Source organism: Paraburkholderia sp. GAS348 (assembly GCF_050434205.1).
GTDB lineage: Bacteria > Pseudomonadota > Gammaproteobacteria > Burkholderiales > Burkholderiaceae > Paraburkholderia.
This window is the reverse complement of record NZ_JBNPVT010000037.1, coordinates 17,249-37,153: the sequence shown is the minus strand read 5'-3', so window position 1 is coordinate 37,153 and position 19,905 is coordinate 17,249. Positions and strand designations below refer to the sequence as shown.

General features: G+C 57.9%; 22 protein-coding genes and 2 pseudogenes. 16 read left to right on the top strand and 8 right to left on the bottom strand.

Annotation, left to right across the window (positions count from 1 at the left end; all coding sequences use genetic code 11):
• Window positions 1-180, top strand: a pseudogene (locus P3T22_RS31720) (ammonia channel protein); the annotation flags it as partial.
• 142 nt (window positions 181-322) lie between these two features.
• Here the strand turns inward: P3T22_RS31720 and P3T22_RS31715 are convergent.
• Together P3T22_RS31715 and P3T22_RS31710 are read right to left on the bottom strand one after the other, a co-directional pair.
• Entirely contained in the window at window positions 323-622 is a 300-nt protein-coding gene (locus P3T22_RS31715; protein ID WP_063499425.1) for a hypothetical protein, read from the bottom strand.
• A gap of 407 nt (window positions 623-1,029) precedes the next feature.
• Complete coding sequence (locus P3T22_RS31710) at window positions 1,030-1,806, bottom strand: enoyl-CoA hydratase/isomerase family protein (protein WP_063499424.1); 777 nt, start codon at window positions 1,804-1,806, stop codon at window positions 1,030-1,032.
• 347 nt (window positions 1,807-2,153) lie between these two features.
• Here P3T22_RS31710 and P3T22_RS31705 point away from each other — a divergent pair, with 347 nt between their 5' ends.
• The 4 genes from P3T22_RS31705 (at window position 2,154) to P3T22_RS31690 (ending at window position 5,599) form a co-directional block, all read left to right on the top strand.
• Complete coding sequence (locus P3T22_RS31705) at window positions 2,154-3,110, top strand: LysR family transcriptional regulator (protein ID WP_063499423.1); 957 nt, start codon at window positions 2,154-2,156, stop codon at window positions 3,108-3,110.
• A 254-nt stretch (window positions 3,111-3,364) separates the two neighbouring features.
• Window positions 3,365-3,694 (top strand): DUF4148 domain-containing protein, encoded by a 330-nt coding sequence (locus P3T22_RS31700; RefSeq protein WP_063499422.1) that lies wholly within the window; start codon window positions 3,365-3,367, stop codon window positions 3,692-3,694.
• A gap of 2 nt (window positions 3,695-3,696) precedes the next feature.
• Window positions 3,697-4,566, top strand: coding sequence for an alpha/beta fold hydrolase (locus P3T22_RS31695; RefSeq protein WP_063499421.1), 870 nt, complete (start codon window positions 3,697-3,699; stop codon window positions 4,564-4,566).
• 76 nt (window positions 4,567-4,642) lie between these two features.
• Window positions 4,643-5,599, top strand: a complete 957-nt coding sequence (locus P3T22_RS31690; RefSeq protein WP_063499420.1) for an AEC family transporter — start codon at window positions 4,643-4,645, stop codon at window positions 5,597-5,599.
• A 4-nt stretch (window positions 5,600-5,603) separates the two neighbouring features.
• Here the strand turns inward: P3T22_RS31690 and P3T22_RS31685 are convergent.
• Window positions 5,604-5,812: pseudogene (locus P3T22_RS31685) on the bottom strand (integrase); the annotation flags it as partial.
• A gap of 256 nt (window positions 5,813-6,068) precedes the next feature.
• On the opposite strand from P3T22_RS31685, the gene P3T22_RS31680 reads away from it, so the two are divergent.
• The 4 genes from P3T22_RS31680 to P3T22_RS31665 are packed head-to-tail and all read left to right on the top strand — an operon-like array spanning window position 6,069 to window position 8,676.
• Window positions 6,069-6,377, top strand: a complete 309-nt coding sequence (locus P3T22_RS31680; RefSeq protein ID WP_148662320.1) for a recombinase-like helix-turn-helix domain-containing protein — start codon at window positions 6,069-6,071, stop codon at window positions 6,375-6,377.
• Window positions 6,370-7,410 (top strand): Rieske 2Fe-2S domain-containing protein, encoded by a 1,041-nt coding sequence (locus P3T22_RS31675; protein ID WP_063499418.1) that lies wholly within the window; start codon window positions 6,370-6,372, stop codon window positions 7,408-7,410. Before P3T22_RS31680 ends, P3T22_RS31675 begins: the two co-directional genes overlap by 8 nt.
• A 42-nt stretch (window positions 7,411-7,452) precedes the next feature.
• A complete protein-coding gene (locus tag P3T22_RS31670; protein ID WP_063499417.1) occupies window positions 7,453-7,869 on the top strand; it encodes a YciI family protein in 417 nt (138 codons plus the stop codon).
• 54 nt (window positions 7,870-7,923) lie between these two features.
• A complete protein-coding gene (locus tag P3T22_RS31665; RefSeq protein WP_063499416.1) occupies window positions 7,924-8,676 on the top strand; it encodes an SDR family NAD(P)-dependent oxidoreductase in 753 nt (250 codons plus the stop codon).
• A gap of 143 nt (window positions 8,677-8,819) precedes the next feature.
• On the opposite strand, the gene P3T22_RS31660 is transcribed toward P3T22_RS31665, so the two are convergent.
• Window positions 8,820-9,686: an IclR family transcriptional regulator gene (locus P3T22_RS31660; RefSeq protein WP_063499415.1), complete on the bottom strand. Its 867-nt coding sequence runs from the start codon at window positions 9,684-9,686 to the stop codon at window positions 8,820-8,822.
• A gap of 365 nt (window positions 9,687-10,051) precedes the next feature.
• On the opposite strand from P3T22_RS31660, the gene P3T22_RS31655 reads away from it, so the two are divergent.
• From P3T22_RS31655 to P3T22_RS31630, 6 genes are all read left to right on the top strand, one after another.
• Window positions 10,052-10,222, top strand: coding sequence for a hypothetical protein (locus P3T22_RS31655; protein ID WP_429327087.1), 171 nt, complete (start codon window positions 10,052-10,054; stop codon window positions 10,220-10,222).
• A 32-nt stretch (window positions 10,223-10,254) separates the two neighbouring features.
• Entirely contained in the window at window positions 10,255-11,235 is a 981-nt protein-coding gene (locus P3T22_RS31650) for a PDR/VanB family oxidoreductase (RefSeq protein ID WP_063500762.1), read from the top strand.
• A gap of 567 nt (window positions 11,236-11,802) precedes the next feature.
• Window positions 11,803-12,372 carry a cupin domain-containing protein gene (locus P3T22_RS31645; RefSeq protein WP_429327086.1) on the top strand — a complete coding sequence of 190 codons (570 nt, stop codon included), beginning with the start codon at window positions 11,803-11,805 and terminating at the stop codon, window positions 12,370-12,372.
• Window positions 12,373-12,417: 45 nt separating this feature from the next.
• A complete protein-coding gene (locus P3T22_RS31640) occupies window positions 12,418-12,903 on the top strand; it encodes a MarR family winged helix-turn-helix transcriptional regulator (protein WP_063499414.1) in 486 nt (161 codons plus the stop codon).
• Window positions 12,904-13,051: 148 nt separating this feature from the next.
• The gene (locus tag P3T22_RS31635) at window positions 13,052-13,504 is read left to right on the top strand and encodes an acyl-CoA thioesterase (protein WP_063499413.1); all 453 of its coding nucleotides are present in this window, start codon (window positions 13,052-13,054) and stop codon (window positions 13,502-13,504) included.
• 587 nt (window positions 13,505-14,091) lie between these two features.
• The gene (locus P3T22_RS31630) at window positions 14,092-14,982 is read left to right on the top strand and encodes a 3-keto-5-aminohexanoate cleavage protein (RefSeq protein WP_063499412.1); all 891 of its coding nucleotides are present in this window, start codon (window positions 14,092-14,094) and stop codon (window positions 14,980-14,982) included.
• A gap of 121 nt (window positions 14,983-15,103) precedes the next feature.
• Here P3T22_RS31630 and P3T22_RS31625 read toward each other — a convergent pair whose 3' ends face one another.
• Window positions 15,104-15,304: a hypothetical protein gene (locus tag P3T22_RS31625; RefSeq protein ID WP_429327085.1), complete on the bottom strand. Its 201-nt coding sequence runs from the start codon at window positions 15,302-15,304 to the stop codon at window positions 15,104-15,106.
• 183 nt (window positions 15,305-15,487) lie between these two features.
• Here P3T22_RS31625 and P3T22_RS31620 point away from each other — a divergent pair, with 183 nt between their 5' ends.
• Window positions 15,488-15,925, top strand: a complete 438-nt coding sequence (locus tag P3T22_RS31620; protein ID WP_063499411.1) for a MarR family winged helix-turn-helix transcriptional regulator — start codon at window positions 15,488-15,490, stop codon at window positions 15,923-15,925.
• A gap of 290 nt (window positions 15,926-16,215) precedes the next feature.
• On the opposite strand, the gene P3T22_RS31615 is transcribed toward P3T22_RS31620, so the two are convergent.
• From P3T22_RS31615 to P3T22_RS31605, 3 genes are all read right to left on the bottom strand, one after another.
• A complete protein-coding gene (locus P3T22_RS31615) occupies window positions 16,216-17,298 on the bottom strand; it encodes a porin (protein WP_082855354.1) in 1,083 nt (360 codons plus the stop codon).
• A 363-nt stretch (window positions 17,299-17,661) separates the two neighbouring features.
• On the bottom strand, window positions 17,662-18,858 hold the full coding sequence (locus P3T22_RS31610) for a hypothetical protein (RefSeq protein ID WP_063499409.1): 1,197 nt from the start codon (window positions 18,856-18,858) through the stop codon (window positions 17,662-17,664).
• 462 nt (window positions 18,859-19,320) lie between these two features.
• Complete coding sequence (locus tag P3T22_RS31605; protein ID WP_429327084.1) at window positions 19,321-19,890, bottom strand: cupin domain-containing protein; 570 nt, start codon at window positions 19,888-19,890, stop codon at window positions 19,321-19,323.
• Window positions 19,891-19,905 lie beyond the last annotated feature (15 nt).

Sequence of the window (19,905 nt, the reverse complement as noted above, 5' to 3'; positions counted from 1 at the left end):
GGCGGCGCGGACGGCAGTGTCATCCTGCAAGCCAAGGGCGTGCTGACGACGCTGATCTACAGCGGTGTGGTCAGCTTCGTCCTGCTGAAGGTGATTGACATGGTGATGGGCATCCGTGTGACGGAAGAAGATGAGCGCGCGGGTCTGGACGTCAGCCTGCACGGCGAAGCCATCGAATAGGCGGCATGCCGGGCAAGTATCGGAAATAGCCCAGGCGGATGCGATGGGCTATTCTCCGGCGTCGGGGGCGAAAGTGTATTTTCGCCCCCATCTTGCGCAGCGAATCGCGAGTTGCTGCGCCGGCGTAGAATCAGCGAAGCCTCTATCTCAGTGGCACCAGCAAGATCGTCGCCACCTCTCCCAGGGTGGCAATCGCAATCGCCGAATAGATCTGGTTGGCACTCAAAAAAACGTGCAACTTGACCTCGTCTTTGAACTTGAGCCAGGTGCCGAACAACCCTAGCGACAGGATCAGGCCAGCCAGGAGGCTAAATCCCAATAACATCTCCACCCACTTGTTGTGTATGAGACCGTTCGTCTCCCATGCGAACGCTGCCAGACAAATGAGTTGACTGCAGAGGACAGCTAATACGCCGGGATGATACTGTTCGAGTTTGTACATGACTGAAAGTGACCCTTGCAACCGCTCGTTCCGTGGTCAGGAGCCCGTCCAGGAAGCGACGGTCGTTTTATAAGGTGCGGTTGCGGGCGCTGTCGGCAATGCCAGGTCGGCAGGGACCGCATAATTGCAAGCGCTGCAAGGTGAATTCCCCTCGCGCAAGCGTCTCACGGTGCATCGTACACGTTACGATGCACGTTAAGTTATCGGTGGTACCCGACCCATTTTACAGGGATGACCGCGAGTGTTGTCACCCTAATGCACACGGGCATAGAAACGGCGGGTAACCGTCACGCCCGAATGACTGCACGAAAACGTATACCGGACGTTCGGGCAACCGTGCCGGCAGACTGCTTTGGGATCGATCCTGGCCCTTCGAAGGGTGATGGGATCGGAGCGACTCATAGAGGTTAGCTCCCAGCTTGCATTGCCTTCACAAGGGCGGCTGCGGAGGCGCCTTCGAGCGACAACCCATAGCCAACTTCCTGCACGATGCGTTGCTTCAAGGGCCAAATAAAATGTATGCGCGTGTTGCGGCGTGCCACTTCGGGCGCTTTCAAATACTGCCTCGCCAATTCCTGTGCGCGGCCAAGCGCCTGGCCGTTTGACACGACCTCAGCAACCACGCCCCACTCGCGGGCGACAGCCGCCGTAATCGGCTGCGCGTTGAGCAGGAAAGCTTCCGCCCGTCCCGCTCCCGCGCGATAGCTCCAGGTGGTAAAGATGCCGTCGCCAGGCACGACACCCGCAGCATAGTGGCCCATGTCGTGGAAGGTTGCGCCCTCTGCCGCCACGATGACGTTGGCCAGCAGAACATACTCCGAGTGGATATGGGCACGCCCCTCGATGGCCGCGATGACCGGCACGCGTATATTGGCAATGTTTTCCAGGACCTGAACGCCTTCGTCATGGATCTGGCTCCAGACGTCGGGATCGGAGACATCCTTGAAAGATGCCCAGTCAACCCCGGTCATGAAGTCCCCGCCTGCACCCGTGAGGATGACGATCTTGTTCGCCCGGTCCTGTGAAATCCGGTAGAACGCATCGACAACCTCCGTGTGGGCCTCCGCCGTGAAAGTGAGCGGGCCTCCATTGGTATGGAATTGCACGACCAGCACGCCGTCCTCATCCCGTGTCAACTTCAGGTTGCGGTAGGCAGTGAAATAGTTATCCGGAATCGTTTGCATGATGTTCTCCTATGTCCGAACGTACTGAATTGGAGCCGCCAGTCTGCAGCGGCCCAATTTCATTAGATACTATCGAAGGGCTTCTCACTATGTCCGATGGGGTTCTTATAGTTGCTCACGATCTTCTCCCCAACGGGAAATTCGTGGTATGCAGATGATGCGCGCGGCGTCACGCTGGCAGAAGACCCTCCAGGCACATAACATCCATTCCAGGCCGGCATAAGACGTTTAACGCCCCCGCCACGCCTGATGGCAGACTGCGCCAGGATGCGGCAGCACATTGAGAAAGCTTGGTTCCGAGCCAGCGCCCCGGAGAAAAATGGGTGCTCTCACCGTCCGGGAACAGAATGGCAGATATCGTCAGCAGTATGCGGATATTCGTCCGCGTGGTCGAAACCAGCTCGTTCACCGCCGTCGCGAAAGAGAACAACGTGACGGCTGCGCAGGTTTCGCGCGCAGTCACGGCGCTGGAGCAACAGTTGCGGACCGTCGTGCTGCATCGCACGACGCGACACCTCTCTGTCACCGAACCCGGTGGACGCTTCTACGAGCGCGCCAAGGCGATTCTCGCAGCCATCGACTCGGCAACCGACGAGGCTCGCAGCGCAGGCGTGTCTCCAACCGGCAAGGTGCGGCTGCATTGCGCGCCAGGCCTTGCGCAGAGCGTGGTGGCCGCGGCGCTGACCAGTTATCGGAACGCCTACCCCGATGTCTTCGTCGAACTGAAGATCGAACAAAGCATGCCCAATCTGGTCGAGGAGGGGTATGACCTTTCGCTGATTTCAGCTACGGAGCTTCCCGACTCTGTGTATGTCGCGCAGCCGCTCGGCGCGGCATACGCAGTCATGGTGGCTTCACCGGACTATCTGAAACGAAACGGCACGCCACGCACGCGCGACGAATTGTCTGCCCACACGTTGCTCATGCTCGAATCGCCCGTGTCGCCGCCTGACGAATGGCATATCGAAAGCGGAGCGGACGCTCAGATCTGGAAGATTTCGAAGTCGCCGCTTCAAGTCAATGTTCCCGATGTGATGCGGGCAGCCCTGCTGCAGGGGGCGGGCATTGGCACACTTGCGACGTACACCGCGGTCGACGATCTTGTCGACGGAAAGCTCGTGCGCGTGCTCCCGCACTATCGCCTCAGGCCGTTCACGGTGTTCGCGGTCTACCCCTCGCGCCGCTATCTCGATGCCAAGGTCCGCACGCTGCTCGAGCACCTGCGCTCGACGCTCTCGTCGTCCTTGAATAATGCGATCGAGCGCATCGAGGCGCTGGCCCGCGCGGATTCGCTGCGGACCTGACGCCTTCCGGCGCGGGCCACGCAACGCGGATGGCTTTCTCGACCGCGGTTTGCGGCGGCCGCGACCCTTGTGCCTGACACTGCCCGCGGCCGCCGCTCAAAAGGCGCGCATGCGGATTCCACGCAGCGCCGTCAAAAATCTTTATCTGCGCCACCGGCTTAATTGCGCTGATATCGCTCGATAGACTGATTCCCAACCGGTAGACGTTCACCCCATTGAACGCGCTGACCGGATCCCTTATTGGAGAATCAATCATGAAACGCATCCTCATTGCTTCACTGCTCACGGCCACGATGGCCCTCCCTGTCGCAGCCTTCGCTCAATCCGGCGTCACGCGCGCGCAGGTGCGGGCGGAACTGCTCGAGTTGCAACAGGCGGGATATCGCGGCACGACGTCCGACGCCACGTATCCGTCCGAACTGCTCGCCGCGCAACAGCGCGTTGCGGCCCGCGACGCGTCGCGGACGAGCGATGCAGCCAACAGCAGCTTTGGCCCGGCGACGTCCGGTTCGTCTTCATCCGGCGGCCGCGCCGCACCTGCACAAGAGATCCCCGGATTGCACTCGATCTATTTCGGGAGCTGATCATGAGCAATCTGGACGTCACCCATCACACGATTACAGCGAACGGCATCCGCCAACACTTTGTCGAGGCGGGCGAAGGCGCCCCCGTCGTCCTGCTGCACGGCTTTCCGGAAACGCATTACGCGTGGCGGCATCAGATTCCCGTGCTCGCGCAACATTACCGCGTGATCGCACCGGACCTGCGGGGCTATGGCGAGACGGAAAAGCCCGCGGACGGCTACGACAAGCGCACGATGGCGAACGATCTGCGTGCGCTCCTGCGCGAACTGTCGATCGAGCGTATTGCGCTCGTGAGCCACGACCGCGGTGCGCGGGTCGCGACGCGCTTCGCGAAGGACCATCCGGAGGCGGTCGATCGCCTCGTCGTCATGGACAACGTGCCGACACGCATCGTCGCCCAGTCAATCAACGCACAGATCGCGCGCGCATATTGGTTCTTCCTGTTCCATCAGGTCCCCGATCTGCCGGAGACGCTGATCGCGGGCAACGAGCGTGCATGGCTGCGACACTTGTTCTCCGACTGGTCCTACAACCCGCACACGATCTCGGGCGAAGCGTTCGAGACCTACGTTCGGGCATACGAAGCGCCGGGTGCCGTGCGGGGTGCAATGGCGGACTACCGTGCCAACGCGGTCGATGTCGCTCACGACAAAGTAGACGCCGATGTGCTGATCCAGGCCCCGACGCTCGCCCTGTGGGGCGCGGAGTTCTACGCGGTAGGCAAGATGTTCGACATGCCGGATGTGTGGAAGGGTATGGCACGCGACGTCGTCACGCACGCCATTCCGCGTGCCGGCCATTTGCCGCATGAAGAACAGCCGGAAATCGTCAATCGGCTTCTGGTCGACTTTCTCAAGGACTGGAAAGGCTGAAGCCAATCCGTCGCGAGCACGGCCAGCCACGGCGTGCTTGCGACGCTTCGTCCGGACTGCATACACGGTAACCATCATGACTTCCGAAATCGCAAGTGCGCTGATCCCATTCCTGTTCTCGATGGGAGCGGGATATTTCGCCGGGAGAATCAAACAAGGAGCGCTGCCGCTGTCGTCGATCAATACGATGCTCGTCGACTATGCGCTGCCGTTCGCGCTTTTTCTTTACACCGCGAAGATGCAGCGGGCGAGTCTTGCGCAACATGCCGTGCTGATCGCGGTGCTGATCGGCGTGATGCTGGTGCCCTATTTCGCCTCGTTGCTGGTTTCGCGCGCGGTGTTCAAATCGGATCTCGCTCACGCCGCCGTGAGGGCCGTCACGATCGGCATGCCGAATTTCGCATCGGTGGGTCTGCCGTTACTGCGTGCGGTGTATGGCCCCGAAAGCGACCTCACGGTTGCAATCGCCGTAACGGCGGGGGCGGTCGTCATGTCGCCCGCCGCGCTCATTCTGCTCGAGCGTGCGCGTCCTGCAGCGCCCGCTTCGTCGAACGAGTTTCAGGGAACCGATGGATTGTTAGCCAAGGCATTGCGCAACACGTTCCTCAAACCAGTCGTACTCGCGCCGATTGCAGGTGTGCTCGCGTCGGTCTGCGGGTGGACGTTGCCGGATTTGCTATCCCAATCGCTCAACATCATTGGCAGCACGACGGCCGGTCTGGCGTTGTTCTCGACCGGGCTCGTGCTTGCGGCGCAGCCATTCAAGCTCGACGCGCAGGCGGGTTTCGGCGTTTTGTTGAGTAACGTTGTGCAACCGCTGATTGCGCTGGTGCTCGTCAGCCTGCTAGGCGTGCCGAAAGCTATCGCCGGACAGGCGGTCCTGCTCGCGGCGATTCCGTGCGGTTCCTTCGGCATTCTTTTTGGCTTGTCGTACGGCGTCAGGGATACGTCTGCGGGAACGACCCTTGTCGCTTCGAGCCTGCTGTCCGCCGTGACGCTGAGCGGCACCATCGTCTTGCTGGGACACCTGTAGAGCGCCGCAGTCGCCGCGCGGCTGAATCAGACCAGCCATACGAGTGCTCAAGTCCGTCCGAGACGGTACGCACGAGTAGCCACTCGCCTTCGCTAAAACCCGAGAGGTGTCCAGCATCGCGATCCGGGGATTGCCGCGTACCTTGATGCCGGCGAACGGGTTAGCGAGCACATAACGCTGTTCGTCGAGGATCCGAACCTCTACGGCGAGCACGGCGCCGAAACGCTGGCAATCAACTGCACGATGCGCAGCCTCTATGCGCCGCGCACGGTAAAGGAATCGGAAGAGTAAGGGCAGGGCGACGCGGCACAGTCCAAAGTAGCCGTTGTTCGTGCGCGTGGTTGGAGAAGGAAGGTGGCCACTTGCATTAACCATAGGAACTGGATGGATTTACGAATGGTGTAAATCGTTTACGATAGGATGAAGTCACTCGGGGGCCCCACCCCGTACCGTTCATCAAGGAGATGCCATGACAAGGCCACAGGGAGTCCAGTTGCCGGAGTTCACCTATCGCACGATCGATCTCACGCCGCCGGCATACGAGCGCGAGCTGGCCGAAGCGTTGTTCGGCATCTTGGGCAGTTCGGTTCATGAGCCGGAAGCAATCGCAGCAGCGCTCAATGAGGCCGGTTTCAAGCCGAGTGGCGGCGGACAGTGGAGTGCGACCGCCTTCAGGGCGGAGATGCGGCGTCTTGGGTCCTGGACCAACAGCGTGGGAGCGCGTGTGGGCGCGCATGGCTATCCAGGGTTGAGCCTTAGGGAGGCAAATCATGCTTGAACAGAATGAGCGAATCGAGGATCGCGTCGAGCGGAGCGTTTTGACTGGTGTGCGCAATCGCTGGTGGTGCATTGGCCCATCCGCCATGGTCGGTAACCAGCCTGTCGGCATCAAACGTCTGGGCGTGGCTTTGGTGGCGTGGCGGGATACAGGCGGAAAGGTCAACCTGATCGAGGATATCTGCCCGCACCGCGGAGCGCCGTTATCGATGGGCCGGCTTGAGGATGGGAAGCTGAGCTGTCGCTATCACGGTGTGGAGGTGTCGGGGGAGGGAGTAGTCACTGCAGTGCCTGCCTACCCTCAGTGTGCGTATGTCGGCAAGAAGATGGTTCGCTCCTATCCGGTGGTCGAACATTTCCAGGGGCTCTGGGCGTGGTTCGGCGAGGACGAGGATACCGAGCCTTTGCCCCTTGTTTTTCCCCGTGAATACGAGTCGGCTGACTGGACCGGATTCCCCATCTCCATGACCTGGCAGACGAACTACCAGTACATGTGGGACAACGTGCTCGACATCATGCATCCGGAGTATCTGCACAAGGACACCCAGTATTTCGAGAGCGGGGTTGCCAATCAGGTGCTAGTCACGCCGACGGATACCGGCTTCACGGTACGCAGGGAGATCAGCAAGGGCGACAACGTCGAACTGATGGAATTTATCGATACCGGTGCGTTCTGGTTCCGGATCGGCTACAACGCGCCGCCGGAATGCGGGCCTGGCGGAAACTGGCGCGTCTTTCCGCTGGCTACACCGATCGACGAGCATACCTGCCAGATCACCATTTGGCGAATGCGCAATGTCGCCGGTTGGGAAGCGGACCTGTTTCGCTTCATGTTCAACACGAAGTTGGAGCATTTCAACTGGGAAATTGTCCAGGAAGACAAGGACATACTGGAAGGAATGCCCCCGTGGCCGATGCAGGAGAAGCTGTACCAGCACGATGTTGGCCTGGCGAGGCTGCGTCGCCACGTGCGCGACGTGGTGCGCAAGCAACTGGAAAGCAGAGAGCGGATGCGTACCGGAGCGGAAGCATAGGTAAGCACATCGTAGGCAGCGCCAATCTTGGGGGGCACGGAGATGAACCAGCATCAGGACGTCCTTACGGACGACGAGAACGAACTTGCCTTGCGCGAGCGCCTGGCGCGCCAGCAGTTTTATATCTGCTTTACTGAGCGCACGGAGCGCGAAGGCGATCCGATGGCAAACCTCAGGCCAAAGATGGCGGAGCATCTGGCCTGGATCGCGGGACTGGAGCACAAGGGAATTGCGTTTGCTGCGGGACCGTTCCGTGACAAAAACGATCCCGCCTACTGGAATGGCGATGGGATGTTCATCCTGCGTGCCGAATCGCGCGAGCAAGCTGCCGAAATCGCCGATACGTGTCCGTTTCACAAGAGTGGACTTCGCACGTACCGCATCGTCCCCTGGTGGATGAACGAGGGCTGCGTCCAGCTGACGGTGCGCCTTACCGAGCGACGGATCGAGGTAGGCTAGCGCCAAACCCTTCAACGAGTTTCGTCAGTCGAAGAATCGTGGACCTGAACAGCAATGAACGAATCGAACAACTTGAACGGCAAGGTTGCAATGGTCACCGGTGGTAGCAGCGGCATCGGGGCAGCGACGGTGAAGATGCTCGCCCGAGCCGGCGCGAGCGTGGTAATCGGATATAACAACGGCGAAGACCGCGCGCGCCGGTTATGTGAGAGCTTGCCCGGTACCGGGCACGAGATCGCGAAGGTCGAGCTCGAAGACGTAACGACCACTCGGGCACTCGCGCATGAATTGCAGAACAAATACGGAAAGGTCGATGTGCTCGTCAACTCCGCCGGCTTTACTCAACCCATTGCGCATTCCAATCTCGACGCGCTTGACGAGACGCTGTTTGATTCGATGCTGGTCACGAATGCTCGCGGGCCTTACTCGGTCATTCGTGCGCTACTGCCCTTGTTGCGCGCGTCGGGCGATGCCGTTGTCGTGAATGTATCGTCGATATCGGCCTTTACTGGATCTGGTAGCAACATCGCATATTGCGCGGCAAAGGCAGCTGTCGACACGATGACCATGTCGCTTGCGCGAGTGCTAGGTCCGGAAGTGCGAGTGCTATGCGTCTCGCCCGCTGCCGTCGCCACAGACTTCCTTCCAGGCAGAGACCGCGAAGCGTTAAATACGTTTGTGGCGTCGACGCCTTTAAAGCGGGTCGTTGAACCGGAAGACGTCGCGAAGGCGATCATGGCATGTGTGACCCATCTGACCGTCGCGACGGGAGTGCGCATTGTGGTCGATGGCGGACGACATTTGTGAATGCAATGGCGCTTGTCGAGCACGAGTGAATCGTCATCGCGAAGAGAACGCAGCCTGAAGCCAGCTTTTGCACGTGATCGACGAGATTACATACGCAGCAACGCAGTCCAGAAGGCATTGAGTCACGCTTTCCAATGCTCGCATCAGCCTTCGCTCGTTTTCGGCGGGATTGGCGCACCAAGTCTTTCGGAAAGCTCGGCTGCCGCAGCTTTAAGCGCGGTCTGAATTGTTCTCTGCAACTGGGGACTGCATTTGCCAATAGTCAGAACCGTCATCGCCGCGGCCAGGGTACCGGGATAGCGAAAAACCGGCGCAGTCGTCCCCGAAATGCCCTCGACAATCCCGCCGACTAACGTAGCGACACCGTCGCGGCGAATTTTAGCAAGCAACTTGGCGAGATCGGTTTCTGACCGCACTCCTATGCGTCGCAGTGCATCGCTATTATCTTGCAATTCGCGTGCAATATGAATTCTCGTGAGTGCAGGCGGAAGCCATGCAGCGAAGATCTGGCCTTGCGCGGATGTTAATAGCGGTAATCGCGCGCCGATCCTTACCTTGATCGAGAACGCGCGTGAGTGTTCTTCTACCCTGATCATGGCGGGCGCACCTTCGTCCCAGACGGAAAGGACCACATTCTCTTCCAGCTCATCCCGCAGAGCTTCCATCACGCTAGCGGCTTCCAGCACCGTATCTTGTCGGCGAAGTGCCGCCAGCCCGAGCGCTCGAGCAAGTGGGCCCGGGTCAAAAAGTCCGCTGGCGGCATCCCGCTCGATAATGCCTGCCCGAACGAAACTAGTCAGGTAGCGATGCGCCTTGCTCGCCGGCATCCCGGTCGCGGATGCGAGGGCCGTCAACGAAAGTCCAGCATCGGCATGTGCGAGTACTGCCAGCAGCGATGCACCGACTTCTATCGATTGCACGCCGCCGCGAGCATTGCCGTCTGAAAGCTCCGCCAGTTGCTCGTCGTGCGATGGATCGCTTTGGTTAGCCAGTGTTCTCATTTTGGTCATGTGCCACCCATTGCGCCGCGCGCGTATCGTGAAGCAGGGGCGCACTGCGTGCCTGCCCGGCGCTGTAGAAGGGGAAATCGGATCCTGCGTTCAGTCATGACGGTCAGACGACATGCGGTTGACAGGCCCCGTCATCATAGCGAAAAGGAATTCCGCAATACGTAAAAGCCATAAATTTGACATGGTTACCGGTTTTCGTAATGCAGGTAAGGAATGGCCGGGTCTCCAAGCTCGTCTGCAGAAGGAAGCGAGACCTTTCGCATTAACCATAGGAACTGGATGGATTTACGAATTGAGGAAGTCGTTTACGATAGGATGAAGTCGCTCTGGGTGTCCCGCTCCGTACCGTTCATCAAGGAGATGCCATGACAAAGCCACAGGGAGTCCAGTTGCAGGAGTTCACCTATCGCACGATCAATCTCACGCCACCGGCATACGAACGCGAGCTGGCCGAAGCGTTGTTCGGCATCTTGGCCAGCCCGCACCGCGTTAACCGGCTTCATCAGTCGAAGAATCGGAAACCTGAAAAGCAATGAACGAATCGATCAACTTGAACGGCGAGGTTGCAATGGTCGCCGGCGGCAGCAGTGTTTCCAGCCTCCGTGTTCGCGTGGCCCGAAAGATCTTCGAGGCCGTAGACATTTGTACCTTCGAGTTAGTCAGCGCTGGCGGCGATTCTCTACCGGCATTCTCGGCGGGCTCGCACCTGGACGTGTACCTTCCCGGTGGGCTGACACGTCAGTACTCCCTGTGCAACGATCCGGCCGAAAGCCATCGCTACCTGATCGGTGTGCTAAATGATCCGGTCTCGCGCGGTGGCTCGAAGACCATGCACGAGCGGGTCAAAGAGGGCGACCTTCTTAATGTCGGTATTCCAAAGAACCATTTCGCGTTGGCGCACGAGGCGGGCAAGAGTCTCCTGCTCGCGGGTGGGATTGGTGTCACGCCAATATTGTGCATGGCCGAACGTCTGGCGGCGTTAGGAAAGGAATTCGAAATGCATTATTGCACGCGCTCGAAGGGGCGTACGGCATTCTTCGAGCGCATCAGACGCTCTGCGTTCGCCAGCAAAGTGCTATTTCACTTCGACGACGGGGAGCCACGGCAGAAGCTGGATATCGCGGCGGTGCTGCAAGCGCAGCAGGCGGGCACGCACTTGTACGTCTGTGGACCCAAGGGGTTCATCGACGCGGTGCTGTCGACGGCGCGTGCGTACAGATGGTGCGAGGCGCAGATCCACTTCGAGTTTTTCGGCTCTGACATGATCAAGCGCGACGCGGATGGCAGCTTCGAGGTGAAGCTTGCGAGTTCAGGCAGGATCATAGTGGTGCCAAAGGACAAGACGGTGGTTGAGGCGCTCTCGGAGGCTGGCGTGAAGATCCAGACTTCATGCGAGCAGGGCGTATGTGGCGCATGCCTGACGCGAGTTCTGGAAGGCGAGCCCGAACACCGGGACGTGTATTTCACGCCCGAGGAGCGTTCGGCCAACAACCAGTTCCTGCCCTGCTGCTCGCGCGCAAAGTCAGCACGCCTCGTGCTCGACTTGTAATTCAACGCAGGTCAATGCATCGACGTTTTGGCGCGGTGACGAATGCGAAGGACTGAGGCTTGCCTTGACGAGGGTGGGAATGTTTATTGGACGTGTTCAGCGATACTGGAAACGCGTTTCGCCGGTCTTGGCCAGCCAGGGTCGTTCAGCGTGCAGAAACTTGGATTCGCAACGCCCTCCGATGTTGCCGGGGCAATATCGAGGTTGCTTTCCTCTCATGGGTCCATTCTGGAGATAGACGGTGGGATGACGGCAGGATATCTGACGTCAAAGCATGGTGAAGATTAGCCACTCAGAACCACATTGCGAAATGCCAGTTCCATTGTGCTCGCGAAAGAAATTGTCGCGGCAGCGTAGTGGGCCTTCGCGAACAGCTGCTGACAGCTGACATCCAGAACGCAGAGCGATAGCTCGCGATATCTTTATCCAGATCCATCATTCTGCCGCTTGATTTCGCAAATTGGCGTTAAACGGAATACGTTGAACGGTCATGCCAATTATCGCCTAGTCGTACAGGTTAGCGAACTTTAACATTCACTCAGACTAGTCAACCATAGGAGACCTGAAGTGAATGATGCAAGCAAGCGTGTGCCGCTGCGGCGCGTGGTGACGGGATTCGACGAGGCGGGCAAGTCGGTGGTAGCTCAGGACGGCGGATGCGATTTCGTCCTGGACAAGTCGCCGGCCTGGATCGTGACCGATCTGTGGATGACCTCCGATGACGCCGCCGCCGATGCCGCGAAGAAAGAAGCCTGTACGAACGATATCAGTCTGATGCCTCCGTCCAGGGGTAGCGTGTTCCGCGTCGTCCAGTTTGCTCCGGACAAGGACTATATGGGCAAATGGGATGCGGACGCGGCGTTCGCCAGCGTGGGCCACCACACGAACGACGCGCAGAACCGGCCGAGCGATGAGGAAGCAGGCAAGATCGCCCGGCCGAAAGGAATGCACCAGACCGACACGGTGGATTACGCGATTGTGATGTCGGGTGAGATCTGGCTCGTAATGGACGAGGGAGAAACCCTTCTGAAAGCCGGCGACATCCTGATCCAGCGCGCCACCAATCACGGCTGGAGCAATCGCAGCGATAGCCCCGCACTCGTCGCATTCGCGCTGCTTGATCAATCGAAAAAGTAATCTCCGCGAGAATCAGTCTCATGATAGTGAGCGAGGAAAAGGGGCATGCGCATGACGGCTTCGGATCAAGTATCAGAAATGACGTCTCTCTGTACGATCCCGCTCACCTGCAGCGAAAAGACCTGGCTCGACGACGATTTCGGCCACCTGGTCTTCCGTGTTCATTCCGCCGTTACCCACTCGATCTCGCATCGTTTGCTTCCGGAACTGAACGTGACGGCCGCGCAAGGACGTCTGCTGTACCTCGTGAGCCGGCGCGGGCTGTGGCACGCCACGCAGATTTCGCGCGAGTGTGGCGTTGACCTCACCGCGGTCACGCGCCTGATCGATCGGCTTGTCAGGGGCGGCTTGCTCGTGCGCGCCCAGAGTCCTGTGGATCGACGGGTGAACTGCCTCGTGCTAACGGAGCGGGGACAAAGCGTCGCCGATCGGATCCCCGCAATACTCGCTGATGTACACCGTACATTACTGGCCGGGTTTAGTGCCGATGAGGTCACGTCGTTCAAGCAGATGCTGCTCCGTATGCAATGAGACGACATTTTAGAGGTGACCCTCACCCCGATTCCCCATTCTCAATCGATTGGCGATTGCGGCTGTGAGCGGCGGTCGATCTGTGGATGACCTCTGATGACCCCGCCGCCGACAGTAGCCTGGCTATTAATTTGTGAGGTATCGCAGCATGTACAAGTACAGCTATCAACGTCGTTTGCACTGGAGCGAATGTGATCCGGTCGGAATCATTTTCTTCCCGCACTACGCCCGGTGGGTTGCGGATGGGTTGCACGAAATGTTTTTGGGGCTTGGCGTCGACCCGACCGGTATTTACGACGGGAATATTAGAAGAGGGCTACCGATCGTTTCGCTATCGATCAAATTTCATGCAGCGCCGGCTCTACACGAGGAAGTCGACCACCGGATCCTGGTTCAGAAGGTTGGGACCAAGTCGCTTTCGTTTCGCCACGAGTTTCGGCGTGGCGACGCTTTGCTAGCCGAGGCCGAGGACGTGAGGGTGTGGACGACGCACGTCGTGGGGCAGCCTGACAGTCTGAAAGCGGTGCCCATACCATCTGAAATCAAGGCGCTGCTTGAAGACGTTGGCGTGTCTGCCCAGACGGCAGATGGGCGAGCTTGAGTGGATTGTAGGGGTGAGTGCGCGGAGTAATAAGGTCGTGATTGAACGCTATTCACGACGTCGTTTCTGACCCAGCGGGGGACGGTGCGCTACATCCGGCAGCAATAGGATTGTGGTGTCAGGCGATTTGAGGGAGAGGCCGATGGCTAGTGGAGATGAATCGTTGCGCTCAATGATTGCACGCTGGTTTGTACGGGATCCGGAAAAACCGATTCGAGCCACAAAATTCAGAAACAGGCGCTCCACCCACGAATGTTATGTACGTATCGAGGCGTTCTGGGCGGGAGGGCAAATTGCGATTTTTTTTCGTCATCAAGACGGAAGTTGGCATGTAAATCCGCCTACTTGAGAACGAGCCGCTACGTGCATTCCGGATACCGGCGCGACTCTTTGACTCACGATTTTCGTACGTGATCGAAGATTCTTGGTCTTCTAACGTCGCTCAGCTAAAAATCGATGAATTACCGTCCATTAGTCCATCGCCAGCGAATGATGGTTATGGAAAGTAATTAGGCATCTTAACGGACACGTCTTTAGATGCAGATTTATGGCTTGACATTACTAATGAGTGGTCCACGGAGAGAAATATGAGCAAACAGAAAGTTATCGTTACGGTTGCGCCCACGGGCGGGATGGCAGGCAAAAAGCAGAATCAAAATCTTCCTACCCAGCCGCGTGAAATTGCCGAGGACGTATATCGTTGCTACAACGCTGGCGCGAGCGTTGTGGCGTTGCATGCGCGCCGGGCGGACGATGAGGCGACTTGCGATCCGGCCGTGTACGCGGAGATGAACGCGTTGATTCGAGCAAGATGTGACATCGTATTGAATAACTCGACCGGTGGTGGAATCAACGGAGACATGCTCCGCCAGCTCAACAACGGGTTGTTGGAACTCAACTTCGACGAGCGCGTGAAGGGCGTTGAAGGGGCGGGTGCGGAGATGTGCACGCTCGACGCACAGACAGTCTGTGCGAGCTTTGGCGGCACGGAGATTCTGTGCGCGACGACGCCAAACCGTATACGGCACCTCGCAAAACTGATGAAAGCTCGGAATATTAAGCCGGAGTGGGAGGTTTTCAGCCTCGAAGATATCGTGCAGGATGTCAATCGCGCCATAGCGGAAGGTTTAGACGAGCCGCCGTACTTTGTGAACATCGTTCTTGGCGTCAATGCGTTCCAGGGCGCGCTCCCCTACACGCCGAAGATTCTCCAGTTTATGGTTGATCACCTTCCGAAGGATTGTGTGTTCAACGTCAGCGCGATCGGTGCGGCGCAACTGCCTGCAACCACGCAGTCAATTCTTCTCGGAGGTCATGTGCGGGTCGGGCTCGAGGACAATCTACTCTACAGCCCGGGGGTGCCTGCAAGCAACGTGATGCTGGTCGAGCGGATGGTTCGCATCGTCCGCGAATTGGGTTATGAGCCGGCCACTCCTGAGGAGGCTCGTCAGATCATGGGCCTGCGTCCGTTGCATTGACAACATCGGATTTCAACTTTCGTGTTATCAACGTGATCTGGAGACCCTTGAGATTGGAGGCTGAATGTTTGGCGAATCCTACTTTCGACCCGGCAAGATCCGGTCTGACCTGCGCGCGATTTTAGTCCGGACCGCAGTCAGAGTCCGAGGTTAAAGACTGCTGGGTAGCTTCATGAGCCCGGGCGAACTGCTCGGGCGTCAGGTCGCCGAGCGAGTTGTGGGGCCGCCCGGTGTCGTACAACTGATTGCAGGTTTTTTCGATACCTGAACACGCCGTCACCAGTTCGTCTGTCGGCGTGCCGTTGCTCCATCCGCGGCGCATTGCGCGCTCGCCGGTGGAGTTGTCATGGCTGCAGGGATCAACACGGGATTCGTCACGCGAGTGGTCGGCCGGCTGGAAAGACAAGGGCACGTATACCCGGCTCGCGACAGCTCGGATTGGTGGCTGACTCACCGACAATTAAAGCTGGTCGTAGAACTAACGTATAGAAAACAGGACCGCGCCATGAGGCACTACACGATCGAAGGTTTCTCTTTGACGCAAAGCGTCGCGGTCATGCTGGCCAGGGCGCGCTACCTGATCATTGCGGAAATGGATGCGGCCCTCAAGGATCTCGACATCACGACACCACAGATGGGCATTCTCTTCGCGATGCAGCGCGGCTTGGCCTCCACGCCGTTCGAGATCTCGAAGGTGCTGTCCGTTGACACGGGTTTAATGACGCGGATGCTGGACAAGCTGGAAGCGAAGGGGTTGCTGGAACGCTCGCGAAGGATGGACGATCGGCGGATGGTCGACCTGGTGCTGACGAAGAAGGGCGGGGAAGTCACCGCCGAGATCCCGATGATCGCGCCGGAAGTGCTGAATGCACGTTTGAAGAAATTCACCACGACGGAGTTTGAAGAACTTGGCCGCCTGCTGCAGAAGTTCATGGAAGAGTGAGCGCGACAGCGCTTTTTCCAGTATCTATCATTAACCTGATGAGTCATTCAATGAGATTCGACTTCCCTCGTGCGGCGGTCGCATCGTCATCGATCCGCACAGTTGGGGCGGGTAGCGCGACCGGCACGAACTCTGCCGATCGCGCGCCCTGCTTTCAGGCACACCATCGTCACCGACGGCTTCTTGCTTTCCACGATCCAGCGCGACGCGAACACGGACGGCGTCATGTGTAACGCGCGAAGTACCGCTTTTAAACCGTTTCTGGTCTAAAGCGCTGGCGTCACAGCGAGTCAGAAAGTGTGCCGTATGCCGAAATTGGCTCCAAATGCCGTTGCATTGCGTACTTCGCGCATGATCGAAGACTCCGTCACCGAGAGGCCGGTATTCATTTTGCCGTGGTTACTCACCATGCCGGCTTGCGCATAAAGGGCCGTTCGTACGGAGAGCAGATAAGTTGCACCCACACCGGCGAGCAGTGAGTGATTTGGTTCGTGGTTGCGGTCAATAGAAAACCACGCTCCCGCGTTGACACTAACACTCGGCGTGACAACATAATCTGCGCCGGCACCGTAAACGTACTCGTTCAATGATCCGGCCACGTTGTAGTTCACAATGGACGCCTTCAGCCTGAACCCATTGAACCGGTATGCAACACCGAGCGTGCGCCCGTCGAACTGCACGGTTGTGGGAACCGGCGTGCTGGCTCCGCCAGCGTTGCCATGATACATGGCAGCGTTGACCATCACTGTGCCAGTGTCGTAGTTCGCGCTGGCCGACCATTGCTGACCGGCCTGAAAGTTTCCAGCCACCCCTCCTGGGGCGAACATAGCGCTCGCGTTGAAACCCGCGACCTTCGGACTTATGTACGTGATTGCATTCGAATTCATACCGCCCGTGAATGCGACGTTGTCGCCATAGATGACGAGACCACTCGCGAATGAGGAAAAGCTACGCGGATCAGAGTCGAACATGGTAAGAAAGAATGGAGAGGCTTGCAACCCGAATCGTATCTCACCGAGCCCTCCATTGATGCCGACCCAAGCCCTACGCCCCCAGAAATTCCCGTTAGAAGATGCGAATCCGCCATTCGCCGTGCTAATTCCACTTTCAAGGTCGAAATTTGTTGAGAGCCCCCCGCCCAGGTCTTCACGTCCCCGGAGCCCAAACGTCGATAGACCGAGTCCAGCATTGTTGAAGGCAAACGAATTTCCGGCATTCCCTCCCGACGCGGTTGCAACCTTGCTTGCATACTGAAGACCTGAATCGACAATTCCATACAGGGTCACGGCGCTTTGAGCTCTTGCTGACACAATCCACATCAATAAAACGAATCCTGATGCCAATCTTTTGTGATTAACAGATGATTTTTTCATTACGTCTCCAATCCTGTTTTTTATTAGATGAGTAACTACGTTTAATTGCGATTGCTAAACGAACTCCGTATGCCAGCAAAATTCTGCCTTCAATGACCCTGCGAATATACCTACTCCGAAAACGATCAGAGTACTTGCACCGCAGACCAAGCCTATAAACGATGCGAATACGATTCGGTAACTCATCAATCGCATGTCGTTTCCAGGAACTCTGAGAAATGTGCGCTCCTACTGCTTCATTTCGTATCCTTGACGCTTGTTCTGTCGGTAGGTGGCGCTGTTCTTTCTATTGATTCCGGTCGAGAAGACTCTGAACGGATTGCGCCCATTCCGTTTTGGTGGAATTGGGCGCATCAACCTGGATCAATTCGTGGTTTGCATGAGATTGATATCCACGCTCATTTCAATTGCAGTCTCAAGCGCACGATGGGCGTAGCACGTGTTCGCGGCGACTTTTGGCAACGGTGTAGCCGCCGCGACGTCGATGTCTCCGTTAAGAAAGACGTGTGTATCGAAGGGAGACGCGCTGGCCTTCAAGGAGCCGCCCGTGTCGTCTACTGAAAAGGACGACGACTGAACGAGAACTGTCGGCCCGACAGAGAGACGGCGAAAATCAATATAGCGACAGAACTGCGTGTGGTAGCAAAACGCCGTACCGATAGAGAAATAGGCGCGCGGCGAAGGCGCCATCTTCCCCGAGCCATCGCTAACAAGGGACCAACGACTGTTGGCTCCTGTTTTGGGAAAATTCACGGTTGTATGAACGAGGCCGGTACCCATATCAAGTTCGCCTTCTGCCTGCACATACCAACTCACCGAGCTCGCACTGTCGTCTTCCAGCACAAATCCCTTTTCCCCCGTCCCAGGACGGCGCGTGACGATAGTTGGCCACACCGACTCGTTCGTTGGTTCAAACGTACCCGAATGGATCGTTAGCGGGTCCGTTTGAGAATTTTTGCTGTCCAGCAAACCCGAATGCGGCGTTCGCTGATTGTTCAAATAGAGAGCAAAAGTTCCCTCGCGCGCAGTGATCATTGCATTCATTACTGGTGACGCTAACAATGCTTGCTTCACGAGATTAGAGGCGGTGTTCCTATCACAGTCGATATCCATTTCGACTTGGCACGACAAGTTGAAAACCAGGCCGACCGCTTCACCCTTGGCCAACGATCCCTTTGACGCAAACCCTTGCTGAACGACCACAGAAAGCTTTCGCAATTCCAGACCCTGCGCTCGCGCCAACGACGCTATCGTGAGGACAACGTCGCCATGGATTCCAGCGCCCCAATGGCTGAGCGGTGCCGGAGCCAGGTCGGTGCCCCGAAGGTAGCTACCTTCGTCCGCGGCGAGTCGCCACGTGCGTCCAGTCGATGCTTCGCGAACCAGACCTTCCTTTTGGAAATGATTGATTCCGAAAATCTCGCACCGATACTCTTCGGCACCCGGATGACCGTAGGAGAGGCTTTGTGAAGCCGAACGTTCTGCAAACGGGAACGCCGTCGGAAATGAACTGGCTTCCAGCGGCACCGTGACAAACGGCTTCTTATCAGTAGTGTTCATATCAAGTTCCTTTTATTTACGGTTGATGCGACTTTAGAGGCGATGCCGCAGGTCAGCGGCTTCGCTGTTGGTGATTGTGTGAGTGTCCTGCTTGTCGCATAGATAGCTCACGTAGGTGTCCGTAGGATAAGTCTGCGCAAGATCGAAGTACTCAGAAAAGACTGCATATTTGAGTGCTGCTTATGCGATGTTGAGGAAATCGCCAACCGCAACCACTATTTCGGCGAGCTTCTCCACTTGTGGGATGCGGCCACAGTTGTCGATGACAACCGCTCTTGCATCGCCGCATTTGACGAGTTGGCACGTCCGACAACCCATGACAGCCCAACCGGGCCCGCCAGAGGGTCGAACCTTGCGCGGCTCGCCCCTACTTAGCAGACAATGCGGCCGTTGGCATGAACTGCCCGGCCACGAGTCGGCAGGTTCCCTCGCTCACTATCATGAGACTGATTCTCGCGGAGATTACTTTTTCGATTGATCAAGCAGCGCGAATGCGACGAGTGCGGGGCTATCGCTGCGATTGCTCCAGCCGTGATTGGTGGCGCGCTGGATCAGGATGTCGCCGGCTTTCAGAAGGGTTTCTCCCTCGTCCATTACGAGCCAGATCTCACCCGACATCACAATCGCGTAATCCACCGTGTCGGTCTGGTGCATTCCTTTCGGCCGGGCGATCTTGCCTGCTTCCTCATCGCTCGGCCGGTTCTGCGCGTCGTTCGTGTGGTGGCCCACGCTGGCGAACGCCGCGTCCGCATCCCATTTGCCCATATAGTCCTTGTCCGGAGCAAACTGGACGACGCGGAACACGCTACCCCCGGACGGAGGCATCAGACTGATATCGTTCGTACAGGCTTCTTTCTTCGAAGCATCGGCGGCGGCGTCATCGGAGGTCATCCACAGATCGCTCACGATCCAGGCCGGCGACTTGTCCAGGACGAAATCGCATCCGCCGTCCTGAGCTACCACCGACTTGCCCGCCTCGTCGAATCCCGTCACCACGCGCCGCAGCGGCACACGCTTGCTTGCATCATTCACTTCAGGTCTCCTATG